The sequence below is a fragment of the Rhodoplanes roseus genome, assembly GCF_003258865.1.
Taxonomy (GTDB): domain Bacteria; phylum Pseudomonadota; class Alphaproteobacteria; order Rhizobiales; family Xanthobacteraceae; genus Rhodoplanes; species Rhodoplanes roseus.
In genome coordinates, this window is the sequence record NZ_NPEX01000009.1 from 36,540 (window position 1) to 53,380 (window position 16,841).

Below are 16,841 nucleotides of genomic sequence, written 5' to 3' on the forward strand. Positions count from 1 at the left end.
CGCGTTCTCGAGTACGACCCCGGGACGCCGCTCGCCGCCCGCCGCGATCAGCCTCCGAGATCGGCGACAAGGGCGTCGAGCTCGTCCTGGCTCATGTCGATTCCCGAAAAGTCGCTCGGGCTGTAGAGGCTCTCCGATGCCGCCGCCAGCGCCCGGAAGGCGGTCGCCTCGCTTCGGATCGCCTCCAGCAGCCGGTCTCCGGTCGCCGCCTCGTGGCCCGCGCCGAATTCGCAGCGGACGACCAGGGCGCCGTCGTCCAGCCAGGCGTTGAACGCGAGGCGATGCGGGCGCTCGGCCCGGGGGTCTCGCTCCCGGCCCGCACCGAGCCGCAGGAGCTTGAGGCCGTGGTGGCCGAACCGGCCGAGATCGCCGACGAAATTGAACGAGACCTGCGGGCGCGATCCGCTCCCGAGACCGCCGACATGACGTAGCACGCCGTGGCCCATGCCGCGCCGCGGGACCGCGCGCAAGGCCTCCTTCACGGCGATCAGCCAGCCTTTCGGATCGGCCGTCGTCGCGGTCGGCAGCGCCACCGGGTGTCGCGTGGTGAACCAGCCGATGGTGCGCGAGAGATCGATGGCGGGATCCGGGGCCTCCCGTCCGTGACCTTCCAGGTCGATCGTCACCGGGCCGCCGGCCCAGGCGAACAGCGGCTTGGCGACCAGCGCGAGCACGGCCTCGTGGGGCTGCAGTCCGAAGCGGTCGAAAAGACCGCCGAGCAGCGGGGCCGCGAGCTCCCGATCGAAGCGGTCCTCTCGGCTCCACGCTCCGCCTTCCAGGTCCGGCACGGCCGCGCGGTCGAGCGGGACGGCGGCGGACCCGCGCGCCTCGACCTGCTGCCAATAGGGGCGTTCCGCCGCGAATGCGACGGCGGCGTCGGCCTGATGGCGGCACCACCATGTCCAGGCGGTCGCCGGGGCGGGAACCGGGCGCGGCGGCGACGCGAGCACGGCGGCGAGATCGTCCGCCAGGATGCCCCACGAGACGACGTCGAAGACGAGGTGATGCACCGCCAGAACAATTCGTCGCGCCGCGCCGGCGACGATCATTCCGGCGCCGCATGCGACGCCGGCCTCCGGATCGAGGCGTGCGACGAGCCGGTCCGCCATCGCGTTCTCTTCGGCGTGGAGATCAGCCGCCTCGTCGAGGACGACGACCTCGAACACCGGCTCGGCGTCGCCCGGCGCGGCCTGCTGCCGCGGCGGCTCCTCGGCAAGCAGACGCGTGCGAAGCGCATCATGACGCCGGACCGCGCCCGACAGGGCGCCGCGGACCGCGTCCTCGTGTGCGCCGTCGGGCAGCTCGAACACCGCGGTCAGGGCCCAGCGGCCGCGATGGGGCATGCCGATCGCCATGAACCAGCGCTGGATCGGTGTCAGCGGGACCGGATCGGCGAGCGGCGCGCGATCGGCGGCGGCGGCGCCCGGCACCGGCTGCACCACGGCCGCCAGCGCAGACGGGGTCGGGCACGTGAAGATTTGCGCCGGCGAGACCAGCCACCCCGCGGCCCTGGCTTTTCCGGCGAGTCGAATGGCCATGATCGAGTCGCCGCCCAGAGCGAAGAAATCGTCGTCGGGTCCGATGACCTCGGCACTGCCGCCGGGCGCCCCGAACAGCTCCTGCCAGAGGGCCAGCAGCGTCGCGAGTGGGCCGAGGCCCGCGTCCGTGCGCGTCGATGGTGCCGCGGCGCCGGTCGGGGAGGCGGCCGACCGGCGCTGGGCCGGCGCGAGCAGACCGAGGAGGGCGGCGCGGTCCACCTTGCCGTTCGCGGTGAGCGGCAAGGCCGCCACGATGGCGAGGACCGCTGGCCGCTGCGCCGGCGGCAGCCGTTCGGCGATCAGCGCGCCCAGAGAGTCAGTGGTGTGGCCCGGGGCCACCGCCGCGGCGACCAGCCGGGCACTTCCGTCGTCGTTCCGGTCCACCAGGACGGCAGCGTCGCCGACACCGGGGCAGGCGCGGATGGCGGTGGCGACGCCGTTCGGATCGACCCGGTGCCCCCGGATCTTCACCATGTCGTCCTTGCGGCCGAGAAAGTGCACCAGGCCGTCGTCGGTCATCCGGCCGAGATCGCCGGTCAGATAGGCGCGTCGGTCCGGTCCCGTACGGAATCCGGATCGACCCGCGATATCGTTCCCGACATAACCGAGCGCCACGCCCGTGCCCTGCACCCGGATCTCTCCGGTCTCACCGGGCGCCACCGGGTCTCCCGCCGCATCGACGATGTCGATCAGGGCGCCGTCGAGCGCTCGGCCGATCGGCACTCGGCCGTCGGCCGGACGCGGCAGCGCGTCGGTGACCTCGACCATGGTGCAGCCGATCGTGGTCTCGGTCGGGCCGTAATGGTTGAAGATGCGAAGCCCGGGCTTCAGTGCCCGCAGGCGATCGACGAGATCGAAGCCGAGCACGTCGCCGCCGCAGATCAGGGCTCGGCGGGGCAGAAGGTCGGCCGCCTCGGGGGTGGCGAGCAGCGCCGCCAGATGGCTCGGCACGATCTTCATGACGTCGATCGGGTGCCGCCGCACGAAGGCGGCGAGCGCCGCCGGGTCGCTCGCCGTCGGGGCATCCACCACGGCGAGGGTCCCGCCGGAGGCGAGCGCGCCGAGCACCGAGGTGTAGCCGAGATCGGCGGCGAACGAGGTGACGATCGCGAACACGGCGGGGGCCGGCAAGGCGAGCCGGTCCAGCATGGCACCGGCGTATCCATCGATCGCGGCACACGAGACCATCACGCCCTTCGGCCGGCCGGTCGAGCCGGAGGTGAAGAGGATGTAGGCGAGATCGGACGCCGCAGCCTCGTCCCGCGGCGGCGGCGTGAGGACCGCGGCATCCCGCACGGAGGTGCGGCTCCAGGCGACCGCGGGGACCGGCATCGGTTCGTCGCCCGCCGTCTCGTCCACGATCAGCACCTTGGCGCCGCTGTCGGCGAGCACGGCGAGCCGGTAGCCGGCCGGGTAGTCGGGATCGAGCGGCACGAACGCCGCGCCCAAACGACTGGTGGCGGCCATCGCGACCACCGGGCCGGCGCCACGCGCGAGGCAGAACGCGACGCGGTCGCCGCGCCCGACCCCCAGCGCGGCCAGCCGCGCCGCGAGCGTGCCGCTCGCCTGCTCCAGGGTGCACCAGGAAAGCGGGCCGTCGCGATCGACCACGGCGGCGCCATCGGGCCGTGTCGCGGCGGACGCCGCGACGAGATCGGCGATGGTCCTTGCGCCGGCTGCCCCGGGCGGCCGCGCCGGCCAGGACGCCACGAGGCCGGCAACCTCTTCGAGGATGTCGCGATAGCGGACGACCCAACGCTCGACCCGGACAGGGTCGAACAGGTCACTGTTGAAGTTCGCCTCGATCGTGATGCCGTCCTGCTCCGCCTGGAGATTGAAGGCGAGGTCCCACCGGACGTTGCCGTGAGCGTTGACGCTGACGGTCGGATGCAGGTCGCCGAACGGAGCCAGCGGCGCGACGCGGTCGAGATTGAACGCCACGCTCGCGAGCGGCGGCCGCGACGGATCGCGTCGCACGCCGCATGCTTTGACGATCGAGGCGAACGGAAAGGCCGGATAGGCCATCGCCTGCGCCATTGCGGTGCGGGTGATGGCGATCACGTCCGCTCGGCTCGCGCTGCTCATGCCGGTCAGGCGCACCGGAACCGTGGACACGCAGTAGCCGGTCAGCCCCGGTGCACCGACCATCGGCTGTCCGGCGGCGAAGATGGCCACGGCGAGATCGTCGGCTCCGGACAGCTCCGACAGCAAACGTCCGTAGGCGGCGAGGCACAGCGTGAAGAGCGAGCAGCTGTTCGCCCGCACCTGCTCGCCGAGTGCCGTGGCGAGCGCCGCCGGCACGCGGTGGCGCACCTGTCCGCCGGCGAAGGTCTGCAGCGGTGGGCGCGGGCGGTCGGACGGCAGGTCCAGGACGGGCGGCAGCGTCGCGAATACGCTTCTCCAATGAGCCTCGGCCGCCGGATCCGTGGCGACGGCGCGGGCGGCGTCGGCGAAGCGTCGATAGGGCACGGGCGTCGGCAGGTCGGCCGGAACCCCGGCCAGACGGCCCACGTAGAGCTTCGCGAGCTCGTCGGCCAGCACCTGCATCGACCAGCCGTCGGTCGCGATATGGGGCTGGATGAGCACGATGTCGGCGCGGTCGCCTCCGACCCGCAGCAGCGCGGCCCGCAGGAGCGGCGGGTGGGCGAGATCGAACGGCCGTGTCGCCGCGTCGCTCACCCAGGCGGCGGCCGCGCCGGCGTCGGGGAGCGAGACCTCCTCGAGGGTCGCGACGGCGGCCGGGGCGATCGTCGCCTCCGCTCCACCGTCGGCGAAGCCCATGCGCAGGGACTCGTGGCGGGCGATCAGGTCGGCGAGCGCGGCGCCCATCGCGGCCGCGTCCGGCACGCCGGGCAGCCTCAGGACCAGCGACTGATTGTAGCCCGCGGCGCTCTCCGGGCTGAAGGCCGCGAGAACCCAAAGCGCCTGCTGGCCGGGCGACGTCGCGACGGTGATGTCGGACGGGCCGGGAGACGGACCAGCGGGCGCGCCCGAGGCGGGCCGATCCGCGGAGCGCATCAGCCCGGCCTCGCGCAGCGCACGGGCACTGTCGAGAACGGCGGCGGCGACGTGATCGAGATCCGCGTCCGTGTGCGCCGTCGAGAGGAAGCAGGTGCGGCCCTCCCAGACATAGACGCCGCGGGCGACGAGCTGGTTGTAGAACAGGTCGCCGCCGCCGTTGAAACGGAACAGCGACGCGAACTGCTCGACCCGCAGCGCGTGGCCCTCGGCGGCGAGGGCCGTGTCGAGGCGCCGGCAGAAGGCCGCGGTGCGCGCGTTCAACCGCTCCTGCAGGGCCGGACCCTCGGCCTCCAGGTGACGCAGCACGGCGACGGCTGCCGCCATGGTGAGCGGGTTCTTGTTGAACGTGCCGGCGAAGAAGGTCCGCTCCATGGCGGGTCCGCCGGCGCCGTCGAGGGGCCACACGCCGCCGTCGATGCCGTCCAGGAAAGTGCGGCGTCCGGCGACCACCCCGATCGGCAGGCCGCCGCCGACGATCTTGCCGTAGGTGACGATGTCGGCGCGCACGCCCGCCCAGGCCTGGGCGCCGCCGAGCGCGACGCGGAAGCCGAGCAGCACCTCGTCGAAGATCAGGGCGATCCCGGCCCGTGTCGTGAAGTCGCGCAGCCATTGCAGGAAATCGCGCGGCTGGAGACCCGGCCGCCGACTCTGGACCGGCTCGACGATGACGGCCGCAAGATCACCGGCGACGGCCTCGAGGGCGGCCTGGCTCGCCTGCGGGTCGGCGTAGTCCAGCACGATCACGTCGTGGAGCATGCCGGGCGGCGTGCCGCCGGCGAGCGGCGCGCCGACCCCGTCCGGTCCGGTCCGGGCGAGCGTCCCGTCGAAATGGCCGTGATAGGAGCCGGCGAACATGGCGACGCGGCTGCGGCCGGTCGCGTGGCGGGCGAGCCGCAGCGCCGTCATCACGGCCTCGGTGCCGGTGTTGCAGAACACCACGCGCTCGTTGCCGGTGACGCGGGCGATCAGCGCCGCGGCCTCGCCGGCCTTATCGGCCTGCGGCCCGAGGAACAGGCCTTGCTCGGCGAGCTGCCGGCCGATCGCCTCGACCACCACCGGGTGATTGTGCCCGAGGAGCTGGACGCCGAACCCCATGGTCAGGTCGACATAGTCGTTGCCGTCGGCGTCGCCGACGTGGCTGCCGGCGCCCTTCACACCGATGATCGGGTAGAGCATCGACTTGGTGTCGGGGCGGAAGCCGGCGACTGCGCGGGCGTCCGCCAGCACGCCGCCGAAATGCTCGCGTTGGCGGCGGGACGCGGCGCTGCGGGCGACGTAGCGAGCGGCGAAATCCGCGACGAGCCCGCGCGCCCGCTCGTCGAGCGCCTGGGGCGGCGGTGTCGGCTCGGGCTGCGGCGGCACGATCGGGTGCGGCCGCAGGGCGGACGGCAGCGCGGTCGATTGGCCCGGCGCCGGCGCGGTCGGGTCCGCGGCAGCCTTGGCCAGCGCCTCGCGCACGACACGGTCAACCAGCGCCCGCGGCGTGCCGAGGTTCTCGAACAGCTCGCGGCGCGGGATTCCGATCCTCCAGCGGCGCTCGATGCTCGCGAGCGCTTCGGTGAGGGCGAGCGAGTCGACGCCGAGCGCGAAGAAGCCGGTGTCGCTCGTGACCGCCGCGTCGTCGAGCTGCAGGCTGCGTTTCAGTCCGGCCACGACGGCAGCCCGAACCTCCGCCTCGGCGAGGGGATGCGCCGGTGCGGCGAACGACGTCGACGCCGGCGCCGCGACGGCGATGCGCGGCTCCGGGCGTGATCGGCCGGCGCGCGGCACGGCCGCGATCCAGTGCCGCTCGTCGGCGAACGGATAGCCGGGCAGGGACGCCCGCGCCGAGGCGGGAGCGAGCGTCGGCCAGGCGATGTCGAGACCCGCGACGAACAGCCGGCACAGAGCGAGCGCCATCGTCTCGGTCGCAGCGCGGTTGCGCCGCATGGTCGGCACGAAGCGGGTGTCCTTGCCGGCGAAACCCGGCGCACGCTGTGCGAGGGTCAGCAGGCTCGCGGCGGGGCCGATCTCGACCACGATGGTCGCGCCGTGCGCCGCGATCGCCTGGAGGCTGTCGGCGAAGCGCACCGGGGCGCGAATCTGGCGGCCCCAATAGGCAGGGTCCGTGAACGCCGCCTCGGTCGTCGCCGTGACGTTCGACACCACCGGCACCCGTGGCGGGCCGAGGGGGAGGCGGCCGACCGCGGAGACGAACGGCGCCACGGCCGGGTCCATCAGATGCGAATGGAAGGCGTGGCTGGTGCGCAGCGTCTGGACGCCGATGCCGGCCGCGCTCAGTTCGGCGCACAGCGCCTCGACGGCGGTGTGGTCGCCCGACACGACGGTCTCGTCCGGCGCGTTGACGGCGGCGATGTCGAGATGCGGCCGATGGCGCTCGACGAGCGGAGCGACGCGCTCGGGCGGCGCGAAGACGGCGGCCATCGCGCCTGTCCGGGGCAGCGCGCCCATCAGCCGCCCCCGCGTCGCCACCGCGTCGAGCGCGTCGTCGAAGGACACCATTCCCGCGATGCAGGCCGCCGACCATTCGCCGAGGCTGTGCCCGGCGAGGATATCGGGCCGTACGCCGCACGCCGCGAGCCGGACCGCGAGCGCGTGCTCGAGCAGGAACAGCGCAGGCTGGGCGTGGGCCGTGTCGGTCAGCCGGTCGCCGGCCGCGGGATCGGTCATCAGGCCCGGAAGATCGATGCCGAGCCGGCGACCGGCGGAATCGACGGCGGCCCTGAACGCCGGGTCCGCCGCATGATAGTCCGCCGCCATGCCGGGCCACTGGCTGCCCTGGCCCGAGAACAGGAAGGCGACGCGAGGTCGCTCCGGGAGCGTCGTTCCGATCGCGCCGGCCGCCGGCTCGCCGCCGTCGGCGATCGCCTGCAGCCCATCGATCGCCTCGTCGCGCCGCCGCGCCAGGACGGCGCCGCGATGGCGGAACCGACCGCGCCCGACCGCGAGTGCCGTGGCGACCGACGCCAAGCCGATCTCCGGATGCGCCGACATGTGGTCGACGAGCGCCGCCGCGAGACGGCGCAGCCCGTCCTGATCGTGCGCCGACAGCGGCAGGATGCACGGTAGGACGCCACCCGTGCGGTCGGCCGGATCGTCGAGGTCGGCGCACCGCACCGCCTGTTCGGGTGCCGCCTCGACGATCACATGCGCATTGGTGCCGCTGAAGCCGAAGCTGCTCACGCCGGCGCGGCGGCGGGCGCCGGATGGCCAGTCGGTCGTCTCCGCCACCACGCGGACCGGGAGGTCGTCCCAAGCGATGCGCGGATTGGGGCGGGACTGGTGCAGGGTCGCCGGCAGGCGGCCGGCCTCCAGCGCCAGCACCGTCTTGACCAGGCCGGCAATGCCGGCGGCGGCTTCGAGATGGCCGATATTCGTCTTCACCGATCCGATCAGCAGCGGCGCGGTGCGGCCCGGCCCATAGGCGTCCGCCAGGGCGTGCACCTCGATCGGGTCGCCGAGCGGGGTGCCGGTGCCGTGACATTCGACCGCCTGCACGTCGGCCGGGTCGAGACCGGCATCCGCCAGCGCGGCAGTGACGACGGCATGCTGAGCGGTGCGGCTCGGCGCGGTCAGCGCGCTCGCCCGCCCGTCGTGATTGACGGCGCTGCCGCGGAGGACGGCGCGGATGCGGTCCCTCCGGTGCTCGGCGTCGGCGAGGCGTTCGAGCACGACGAGGGCGCCGCCTTCGCCGCGCACATAGCCGTCGGCGGCGGCGTCGAAAGTCCTGCAGGCATGGCCGGGCCCGAGCATGCCGGCGGCGGCGAGCGCGTCGGTGACGGCCGGATCGAGAACGAGGTTCACGCCGCCGGCGAGCGCGAGGTCGCATTCGCCGGTCCGCAGCGCCCGGCAGGCGGCGTGCACGGCGACGAGTGACGACGAGCACGCCGTATCGATGACCAGCGCCGGCCCGGTCACGTCGAGCCAATGGGCGATGCGCCCCGCGGCGACGCTACCCGCATTGCCCAGGATGGTCGACGGCGACAGCGCCTCGTCGAGACGAAAGCGCGTCTCGTAGTCGTTGGCGCCGAGCCCGAGGAAGATCCCGGTGCGGCGTGGGCGCCTCGCCGGATCGGCGTAGCCGGCGTCCTCCAGGGCGTGCCAGGCGAGCATCAGCGCAAGGCGATGCTGCGGGTCCATCGCGTCGGCCTCGTCCGGGCGCAAACCGAAGAAGCCGGCGTCGAACCGGTCGACGCCGTCGACATAGCCGGCGGGCGGCAGCCCGGCGGCGTCGGGCCGATCGGCGGGGGCGGGCCGAACCCCGGTCCCGGCGCAGAACAGCATCGCGGCGAAGTCCACCGCCGACGCGGCCCCGGCCACCCGTGCGCTCAGTCCGACGATCGCGACGGCGGCGGCTTCGGCCGCGCCATCGCCACGGGGACGCGCGGGCCGCTCGGCGGCCATCGCGGCCACTGGAGAATCGGAGGCATGCGCCGGCCCGCACAGCTCGACGACGATCGCCTCGACGGTCGGGCAGTCGAACGCGAAGGTCTGCGGCAGCGTGCGGCCGCAACGCCGTCCCAGCGCGGCCGCGAGCTCGACCGCGTCGATCGAGGAGAGCCCGAGCTCGCCGAAGCCGCGATCAAGCGCGAGGTCACCCGCCGGGAGCCCGAGCCTGTCGGCGAGCCAGGTGCGCAGCCAGGGCCGCAGCGCCGCCCGGTCGTCCGCCGCGATGGCCATGCGATCGTCAGCCGCGACGTCCGGTGGCGCCGGCGCGGGCGCCGGCGCCGTGTCGAGCCGCTGGTTCGTGCCCGGCTGCCACTCGGCGACGACCGGGAGCTTGCCGTCGCGCCATGCACGACAGTTCGCCGAGCGCTGGATCTTGCCGCTCGACGTCCGCAGCACGGCACCCGGCTCCACCAGCACGATGCGGGCGAGCCGCAACTCGAGCTCCTGCCAGACCGCGGTGCTGATCGCGCTGAACAGCGGCGCCGGATCGGCACGGCGCTGCGTGCGCTCGAGCTCCTGGATCAGCACGACCTGCTCGGCGCCGTGCGGGTCCGAGACGCTGAACGCGGCGCCGTTGCCCACCCGCAGGGCGGGATGGGCCGCCTGCGCGACTCGCTCGATGTCCTGTGGATAATGGTTGGCGCCGTTGACGATGATCAGGTCCTTGATGCGTCCGGTGACGCACAGCTCGTCGCCGATCAGTGCGCCGAGGTCGCCGGTGCGCAAATAGCCGTCCCGATCGCCCTCGCCGGCGATGCGGATCCCGAAGGTGGCCGCGGTCTCCTCGCTGCGGCGCCAGTAGCCGCGGGCGATCGTCGGTCCGCCGACCCAAATCTCGCCGACCCGGTCGGGCGGCAGCCGCCGCCGCGTCTCCGGATCGACGATGGCGACCGGAACGTCGGCCAGCGGCGCGCCGCACCCGGCGACCAGGCGCCGCTTCGGGGCGGACGGCTCGGCTTCGACGATGCGGCCCTGCTCGAGGGCGGCGGGATCGAGCCCGAACATCCGCGGCGTCGCTCCGGTCGGGCTCGCCGTGACGGCGAGAGTCGATTCCGCGAGCCCGTAAGCCGGTGCGAAGGCCTCGCGGCGAAAGCCGTGCGGGCCGAAGGTGGCGACGAAGCTCTCGACGACCCCCGGATCGATCGGTTCGGCCGCGTTCATCGCCATCGTCAGCGACGACAGGTCGAGACCGTTTCGCTGGTCCGGCGTGATCCGGCGATTGCACAGGTCATAGGCGAAGCTCGGCGCCGCCGTATGGGTGCCGCGGAACCGGGTGATCGCCTCCAGCCACAGCGACGGCCGTTGCAGGAAGCTGTTCGGCGCCATCTGCACCACCGGACAGCCGGAGAACAGCGGCTGCAGGAGCCCGAAGATCAGGCCGAGATCGTGGAAGGCCGGCAGCCACGTGACCATGGTGCTGGCGGGCGAGATCGCCCATACGGCTTCCATGCGGACGAGGTCGGCGATCAGGTTGCGATGGCTGACCTCGACGCCCTTGGGCAGCGCCGTCGAGCCGGACGTGTATTGAAGGAAGCAGATGGCGTCCGGGTCGACGTCGCGCAGCGGGGCCGCGAGGGCGGCGGTCCCGGCATCCGGGCCGATCACATCGGGCCCATCCGCCAGCGCGTCGAGATCCTGCCATCGGAGGGCGCCGAGGACGGGGCTGTCGGCCCGCCATCGTCCGACCGACTCGGCGACGCCGCCGCCGGTGAGGGCGAGACGGGCGCCGCAGTCGGCGGCGACGCCCTGGAGCCGCTCGATCAGCCGATGCCGGCGAGGCGGATTGATCGGCACGGCGAGGCGCCCCGACCATTGGCAGGCGAGGAATGCGACCAGGAAGTCGACGCAGGGGTGAAACACCAGCAGCAACGGGTCGCCGGGTGCGCTCGCCTGCTCGAGGAAGGCCGCGACTCTCGCGGTTCGTGCCGCCAGGGCGGGTGCCGACCGGCGCTCCGCGACGGCACCGACGCTGTCGAGGAACGTGATCGACCAGCCGCCCGTCGCATCCGCGGCGAGCGCCGCCAGCCGGGCGGCGATCGAGCGAGCCTCGCGTCCGGTGTCGCCCGCGATGGCCGCACTCATTGCTGCTGGGCCAGATCCTGCAGCTTCCGCCATGCGAAATGCTCCATCATCGCGTCGTAGCGGGTGGTCAGTGCCGGCACGATCAGGCGCTCCACCTCGGGCGACTGGTCGAGCAGTGTGCGAAGCGACTTCCGATCGAGGGTGAGCACCCGGCACGGCGTGCGCGTCACGACTCTAGTCGGCTCCTCGGCGTTTTCGAGCGCCGCATAGTCTCCCACCGCGTCGCCGGCCTCCAGCACGGCGACCGGCAGCACGGTGCCGTCCGGCATGTGGATGCTCTCCTGGGCCTCGCCCTGGGTGATGAAGACGAGGCGCTCGGCCGGCCGACCCTCCTCGGCCAGGACCGTCCCGGCCGGGATCGATCCGACCGTCATGGCGTCGAGCAGTGTCTCCAGGAAAGTCTCCGGCACGCTCTTGAGCAGCGGCCGCGTCCGCATCCGCTCGAGCAGCACGGCGCGCGGTACCGCGGCCTCCGATCCGGCGATGACGCTGCGCTGCCAGAGGTCTGCGTAGACGCCACCGGCGGCGAGCAGCGCGGCGTGCGTCCCGGTCTCGACCAGATGCCCGCCCTTGACGACGCAAACCAGCTCGGCGTGCTCGCATTGGGTGAGGTCGTGCGTGACCTCGAGGACGGTCCGGCCGACTCCGATCTTCCGCAACGTCTCCTGCACGGCGGCGCGGCTCGTCGGGTCGAGTGCCGAGGTCGGCTCGTCGAGCAGCAGGATCTGCGGGTTGCGAAGCAGCGCGCGGGCGATGACGACGCGCTGGCGCTGGCCACCGGACAGCTTGCTGCCGCCCTCGCCGACATCGGTGTCGTAGCCGTCGCTCAGTGCCATGACGATGTCGTGCAGGTCGGCGGCCTTGGCGGCCGCCACGACCTCGTCGTCGGTGGCGTCGAGCTTGCCGCGGCGGATGTTCTCCCGCACGGACGCCTGGAACAGCAGCGTGTCCTGCGGCACCAGGGAGATCAGCGAGCGGATCTGCTCCTCGCCGAGCATCCGCAGGTCGACATTGTTCAGCCTGACATGCCCGCTCGAGGGCGAGAACTGGTTCTCGATCAGGCGCAGCACCGTGCTCTTCCCGGACCCCGAAGGACCGACGATCATCACGTGCTTCGGGCAGTCGAAGGACAGGGACATCTGGTCGAGAGCCTTGCTGCCGCCGTCGTAGCTGAAGCTGACGCGGTCGAAGCTGACCGTCCGCACCGGGCCGTCGAGCCGCTCGGGCTTCTCCGGGTCCGGGATGGCGTCGGGCTTGCGCAGGAGAGATTCGACGCGTTCGAGACCGCCGATGCCCTGAATCAGCAACGGGAGTTGCGCCCCGATGAAGCCGGCCGCCCCGCCGATCGTGAGCAGCAGGGTGATGAAGGCGACGATCGTGCCGGACGACACCACGCCCTCGACCGACTGCACGGCGCCCAGGCCGATCACTAGCAGTTGCGCCGCGCTGACGCCGAAACTGGTGATGCGGCCGACGATCCCCGACGAGAAATACTGATGATAGCTCGACGTGAACAGCTGGCCGAGCTGGGCCGAGAACAGGCTCGACTGCATGTCCCGCAGGCCGAAGATGCGGACGACCCGCTGCATGAGCAGGGTCTCCTTGACGATATGGGCGAGCTTGGCGTCCTCGGCGCCGCGCTCGTAGTTGCGCCGCACGGCGCGGCGGCTGAACTCCCGGGGCAGCCAGAAGGCGAGGAACAGCGACACGAGTGTCGCGACGGCGAGCTGCCGGTCGAGCGTGAAGGCGACCACGACGGAGCCGATCAGGATCAGGCCCTTCGAGAACAGGCCCGGCACCGCCCAGATGACAGCTTTCTCCACCACGGTGAGGTCGTTGGAGAAGTCGGCGATGATCTCGTCGGTGTCGGAGCTGGCCAGCTCGCGGGCGTCGATGTTGTTGATCTTGTCGAACATGCGGGACCGCATGTCGTTGACGATGCGCGGTCCGAGCCGGGCCACCGTGTAGTCCAGCAGCACGCCGAAGGCGGACGAGAACAGGAAGCCCACCGTCAGGTACATCAGGTAGGTTTCGATGACGTGGACGTTGCTGACCTTGATGCCCTCGTCGAACAGCGATTGCAGCCAGACCGGCACCTTGACGGCGTAGAGAATCTGGACCGCGTTGGCGATCAGGAACAGGGCGAGGAGGGTCTTGTAGCGCGTCGCGGCCCGCGTCACCCACATGATCAGGTAGGCCGGAGACTTGTCGGAGTGGCCGGACTTGATGGTTTCCTGCCAGGCGACCTCGAGCGCGCCGGCCGAGATGCCGACCACAGCCCGGCTCGCCATGTCGACCGACCCGTCGACTCCCATGGCGTGCCCGAAGCCGAGGAGCCCACTCGGTCCCTGCGTGGCGAGGAGGTATTCCACGAAGGCGGCGGCCCGGCGGACGTCCTCCGGACTCACCTCGGGCAGTTGCAGCCGGCTGGCGAGCCCGGCGAGATCGCGGGCGTCCTCACGCCGAATGCGCACCGGTGGGGGCTTGCGGCCGTCCTCGCGGGTGACCTCGAGCAGCACGGAATGCAGAAGGCCGAGCCCGAGCAGACCCCAGGCGCCGCTCGGGAGCGCGAGCTTGTAGGTGAACACGTGACGGACGAGGCGGCGCACCGGGTCGCGCCGCGCCTCGTCGGGATCGGCGGCCATCGCGGCCTCGATGAAGCTCGCGTCGTTGGTCAAGGCGAGACGGTCGCAGACCAGCCCGTAAAGGCGCCGCAGCCTGTGCTGGAGCTCATCCGCGGTGTCGTGCTTCCTGAGCCAGTCGAGTTGCAGGATGGACATGGACGCCCTTCGAGGTTTCAAGCCAAAGTATGAACGGTGAGGGGCACCTGACGCCGTCACGGCCCCGGGGCCTCGCCGAACCGCCCGCGTGTCCGCTGCAGCGATGCCGACGCGGCCGGTTTCACCGTGTCGCCGAAAGCGAGAGGCGCGTCGGTCTCCGGCCGGTCCGGTTCTCGCGGGTCCGTGTCGCGCAGGTCCGTGTCGCGCAGCTCCATGTCGCGCAGGTCGAACAGGCGGGTCAGCAGGGTGCCCAGGGCCGGGGCGGCGTCGAGCCAGGGGAAATGGCCGGCATCCAGCGCGACGATCCGGATCGGCGTCGCACCGACCTCCTGCCAGGCCGCGAGCTCCTCGGCCGAGACCGAAACGTCGCGCAGCAGGTGGATCGCCGTGACGGCGCAATGCAGCCGGGTCGGCGTCGACAGCCGATAGGTCTCGCACATCTCGAGATCCGCCCGCAGCGCGGCGTCCTGGCGATCCGACGCGACCGGATCGAGATCCTTGAAGATCTGTCCGACCCGCTCGTTCAGCTCGGCCCGGAGATGCGTCATCGGCAGTCGGTGCAACGGCGGGTCGGACGGCGGCAGGCTCGGCGACCTGAAACCCGACACGACCAGATGCAGGTCGGGCCGGTCGTGAGCGTTCACGGGCCGCAGTTCGAGCTCCCGCGCCACCTCGAAAGCGAGCAGGGCGCCGAAGCTGTTCCCGAGCAGGACGAGCTTTGTAGGACAAGCAGGCGCGATCGCCGCGATCTCCTCGGCGATCTGCCGGGCGATGGTGTTCAGGTCGCGGTCCGGTTCGTCGGACATCAGCGGATCGTGACCGCGAAGCGCGACCGTGGCGAAACCGACCCGATCCGGTAGAGACCGGGCTAGCCGGGCGCCGGAGAGGACCGAGCCTCCGGCATGCGGAAAGGCGACGATCAGATGCGCCGCACCATGGGGCCGGCGCATCCACCGCACCAGCGGCGCCGCCGCCGTGTGTGGTGGGGGCTGGGTTGTATGCAAAGTCCGGATCGGGTCGGTCACGCCGGCCCTCCGCAGCGGAACCAGCACTCGACCGCGACGAGATGTCGCATCGCGCAGGCGTGTCGAATCTTTGCTCTCATGGTCCCGTCACGCGTGTCCTATGGCCTGTGTCTGCTCTGAGTAACGAGTGATTGGTGAGTGCCGAGTTATCAATGGCCTCACTGCCTCGAATGCGTCTTCTTCACGCCTCTCATCGGAGCACGATCCATGCCGGCCCAGGCGGCACGCCTTCCTCGTGACGTGATCGAAGCACTCGACCGGGACGGCGCGATCTGCTTGCGCGGTGCCTTCGATCCGGTCTGGATCGATCTCGCGGCTGAAGGCATTCGCCGGAATCTCGAGCATCCGACGACGATGTTCCAGCGCTTCGCGGCGGAGGGGCAGGGCGGCTTCTACTCCGACCTCTGGGCGCGCCGTCAGATCCCGCAGTTCGAGCGGTTTGCGCTCGAGTCGCCGGCGGCAGCCATCGCGGCGCAGTGCCTGGGCGTCGACAAGGTCAGGCTGCTGCAGGACACCTGGTTCGTGAAGGTCCCGGGCACGCCGGTGCGGACGCCCTGGCATCACGACAATGTCGTGCTCGGGCCGTTCTGCTCGATCTGGGTCGCCCTCGATCCGATCCCGCGTGACGCCACGCTGGAGTTCGTGCGCGGCTCGCACCGCTGGGACCGCCTGTTCATGCCGGCGAGCTACTTCGACAACGGGAACGCTTCGCTTCCCGCCGTGGAGCAGTTCTACGACAAGTATCACGGCCGCTTCGACCTGTCGGAGAAGGCCGTCTTCTCCTTGGTGCCCGATATCGAGGCCAACCGCGACGACTACGAGATTCTGGGCTGGGATCTCGAACCCGGCGACTGCCTGGTGTTCCACGCCCGCACGCTGCACGGATCGCCCGGCAACAGGCTGACTCACGATACGCGCCGCATGGTCACCCGCTGGGTCGACGAGACCGCGGTGCTGGCGCCACACGGGGGCTCGGTGGTCGAGCGTCTGGCCGCCGAGGGGTTCGACGTCGACCTCGCCGTCGGCAGCCCGATTCGGGGCAGCCTTTTCCCCCTCGTCGAGCCCTTCTCCTGACCCGGAAGGCCGCCGGCCGTCGCCCGGGCGAGGGGTTTTCGCGTCATCGTCGTAAAAACAGTGTCCATCCGCGAAGAACAGCGCGGCACTCTTATTCTGGGGCATCGGGCTCGGCATAGGGGCGGCTATCCTGGAATTAACCTGCTGGTTACCAGACCATAGGACGCCGCTATCTCGGATGTGTCCATCCGAAACCTTGTCCCGCGACCGACTCCGTTGCATCGGACGTCGACCATACTTTTGGAAGGAGACTCACACGAATCGAATCGTGCGGGCATGCATACTTGGTTCGAATTGCGTGATCAAGTACTTGTTCGAGTGTTTCGGTAGGCGGAGCGCGTCTCTGCATGCGAGGATTTTAGGCAGCAAGTTAAGATCGGGAAACTATTCTTCGTCTTTCATATCCGGATAAATAAATATTTCGAGACAGGAGTGGAAAGTCTTGCGGCGTTTTTGTGGTCGTGGTAAGTGAAAACCCGTCCCTGTGGCTGGAGATCAATCCGTGGCTTGCATGTTCATGACTATCTCGCGCTGTCACGTCAAAGCTGGCAGCGAGAAAGAGGCGCGCGCGCTTCTCGAAAAGGAGATGCTTCCCAGCGACGGCAAGAAGCCGAGGGAAGTCATCGAGGGGCTCGTCGGCTTCGGCCTGATGAAGTCCAAGAAGGACCCGACGATGTACGGCATCGCGACGGTCTGGGAGAACGAGGCGGCCTTCGACAAGATGTCGCTCAATCCGCGCGCCAAGGACGGCGGCGGTCTCGTCCAGAAGCTCCAGAAGCTCTGCGACGGCGACGTCAAGGGTGAGGGCTTCTACATCGAGAGTCTCTAGCGCGGCCCGGTAGAGGCGGCCGGCGCCGGCCACGGTCGGCGCC

Annotated in this window: 5 protein-coding genes; 2 read left to right on the top strand and 3 right to left on the bottom strand. The window is 71.2% G+C overall.

Annotation, left to right across the window (positions count from 1 at the left end):
• Positions 1-47 precede the first annotated feature (47 nt).
• From CH341_RS02630 to CH341_RS02640, 3 genes are read right to left on the bottom strand one after another with little or no spacing between them, the layout of a single operon-like run.
• On the bottom strand, positions 48-11,090 hold the full coding sequence (locus CH341_RS02630; protein WP_245430834.1) for a non-ribosomal peptide synthetase/type I polyketide synthase: 11,043 nt from the start codon (positions 11,088-11,090) through the stop codon (positions 48-50).
• Entirely contained in the window at positions 11,087-13,870 is a 2,784-nt protein-coding gene (locus CH341_RS02635) for an ATP-binding cassette domain-containing protein (protein WP_111417480.1), read from the bottom strand. The genes CH341_RS02630 and CH341_RS02635 overlap by 4 nt, the downstream gene beginning before the upstream one ends.
• Before the next feature lie 56 nt (positions 13,871-13,926).
• Positions 13,927-14,820: a thioesterase II family protein gene (locus tag CH341_RS02640; RefSeq protein ID WP_111417481.1), complete on the bottom strand. Its 894-nt coding sequence runs from the start codon at positions 14,818-14,820 to the stop codon at positions 13,927-13,929.
• A gap of 282 nt (positions 14,821-15,102) precedes the next feature.
• On the opposite strand from CH341_RS02640, the gene CH341_RS02645 reads away from it, so the two are divergent.
• Together CH341_RS02645 and CH341_RS02650 are read left to right on the top strand one after the other, a co-directional pair.
• Positions 15,103-15,969: a phytanoyl-CoA dioxygenase family protein gene (locus CH341_RS02645; RefSeq protein ID WP_111417482.1), complete on the top strand. Its 867-nt coding sequence runs from the start codon at positions 15,103-15,105 to the stop codon at positions 15,967-15,969.
• A gap of 517 nt (positions 15,970-16,486) precedes the next feature.
• A complete protein-coding gene (locus tag CH341_RS02650; protein ID WP_111417483.1) occupies positions 16,487-16,798 on the top strand; it encodes a putative quinol monooxygenase in 312 nt (103 codons plus the stop codon).
• The last annotated feature ends 43 nt before the right edge of the window (positions 16,799-16,841 follow it).

Coding starts and splice junctions, on each gene's coding strand:
- CH341_RS02645 (WP_111417482.1), top strand. CDS start 15,103: ATGCCGGCCCAGGCGGCACGCCTTCCTCGTGACGTGATCGAAGCACTC.
- CH341_RS02630 (WP_245430834.1), bottom strand. CDS start 11,090: ATGAGTGCGGCCATCGCGGGCGACACCGGACGCGAGGCTCGCTCGATC.
- CH341_RS02635 (WP_111417480.1), bottom strand. CDS start 13,870: ATGTCCATCCTGCAACTCGACTGGCTCAGGAAGCACGACACCGCGGAT.
- CH341_RS02640 (WP_111417481.1), bottom strand. CDS start 14,820: ATGCGCCGGCCCCATGGTGCGGCGCATCTGATCGTCGCCTTTCCGCAT.
- CH341_RS02650 (WP_111417483.1), top strand. CDS start 16,487: ATGACTATCTCGCGCTGTCACGTCAAAGCTGGCAGCGAGAAAGAGGCG.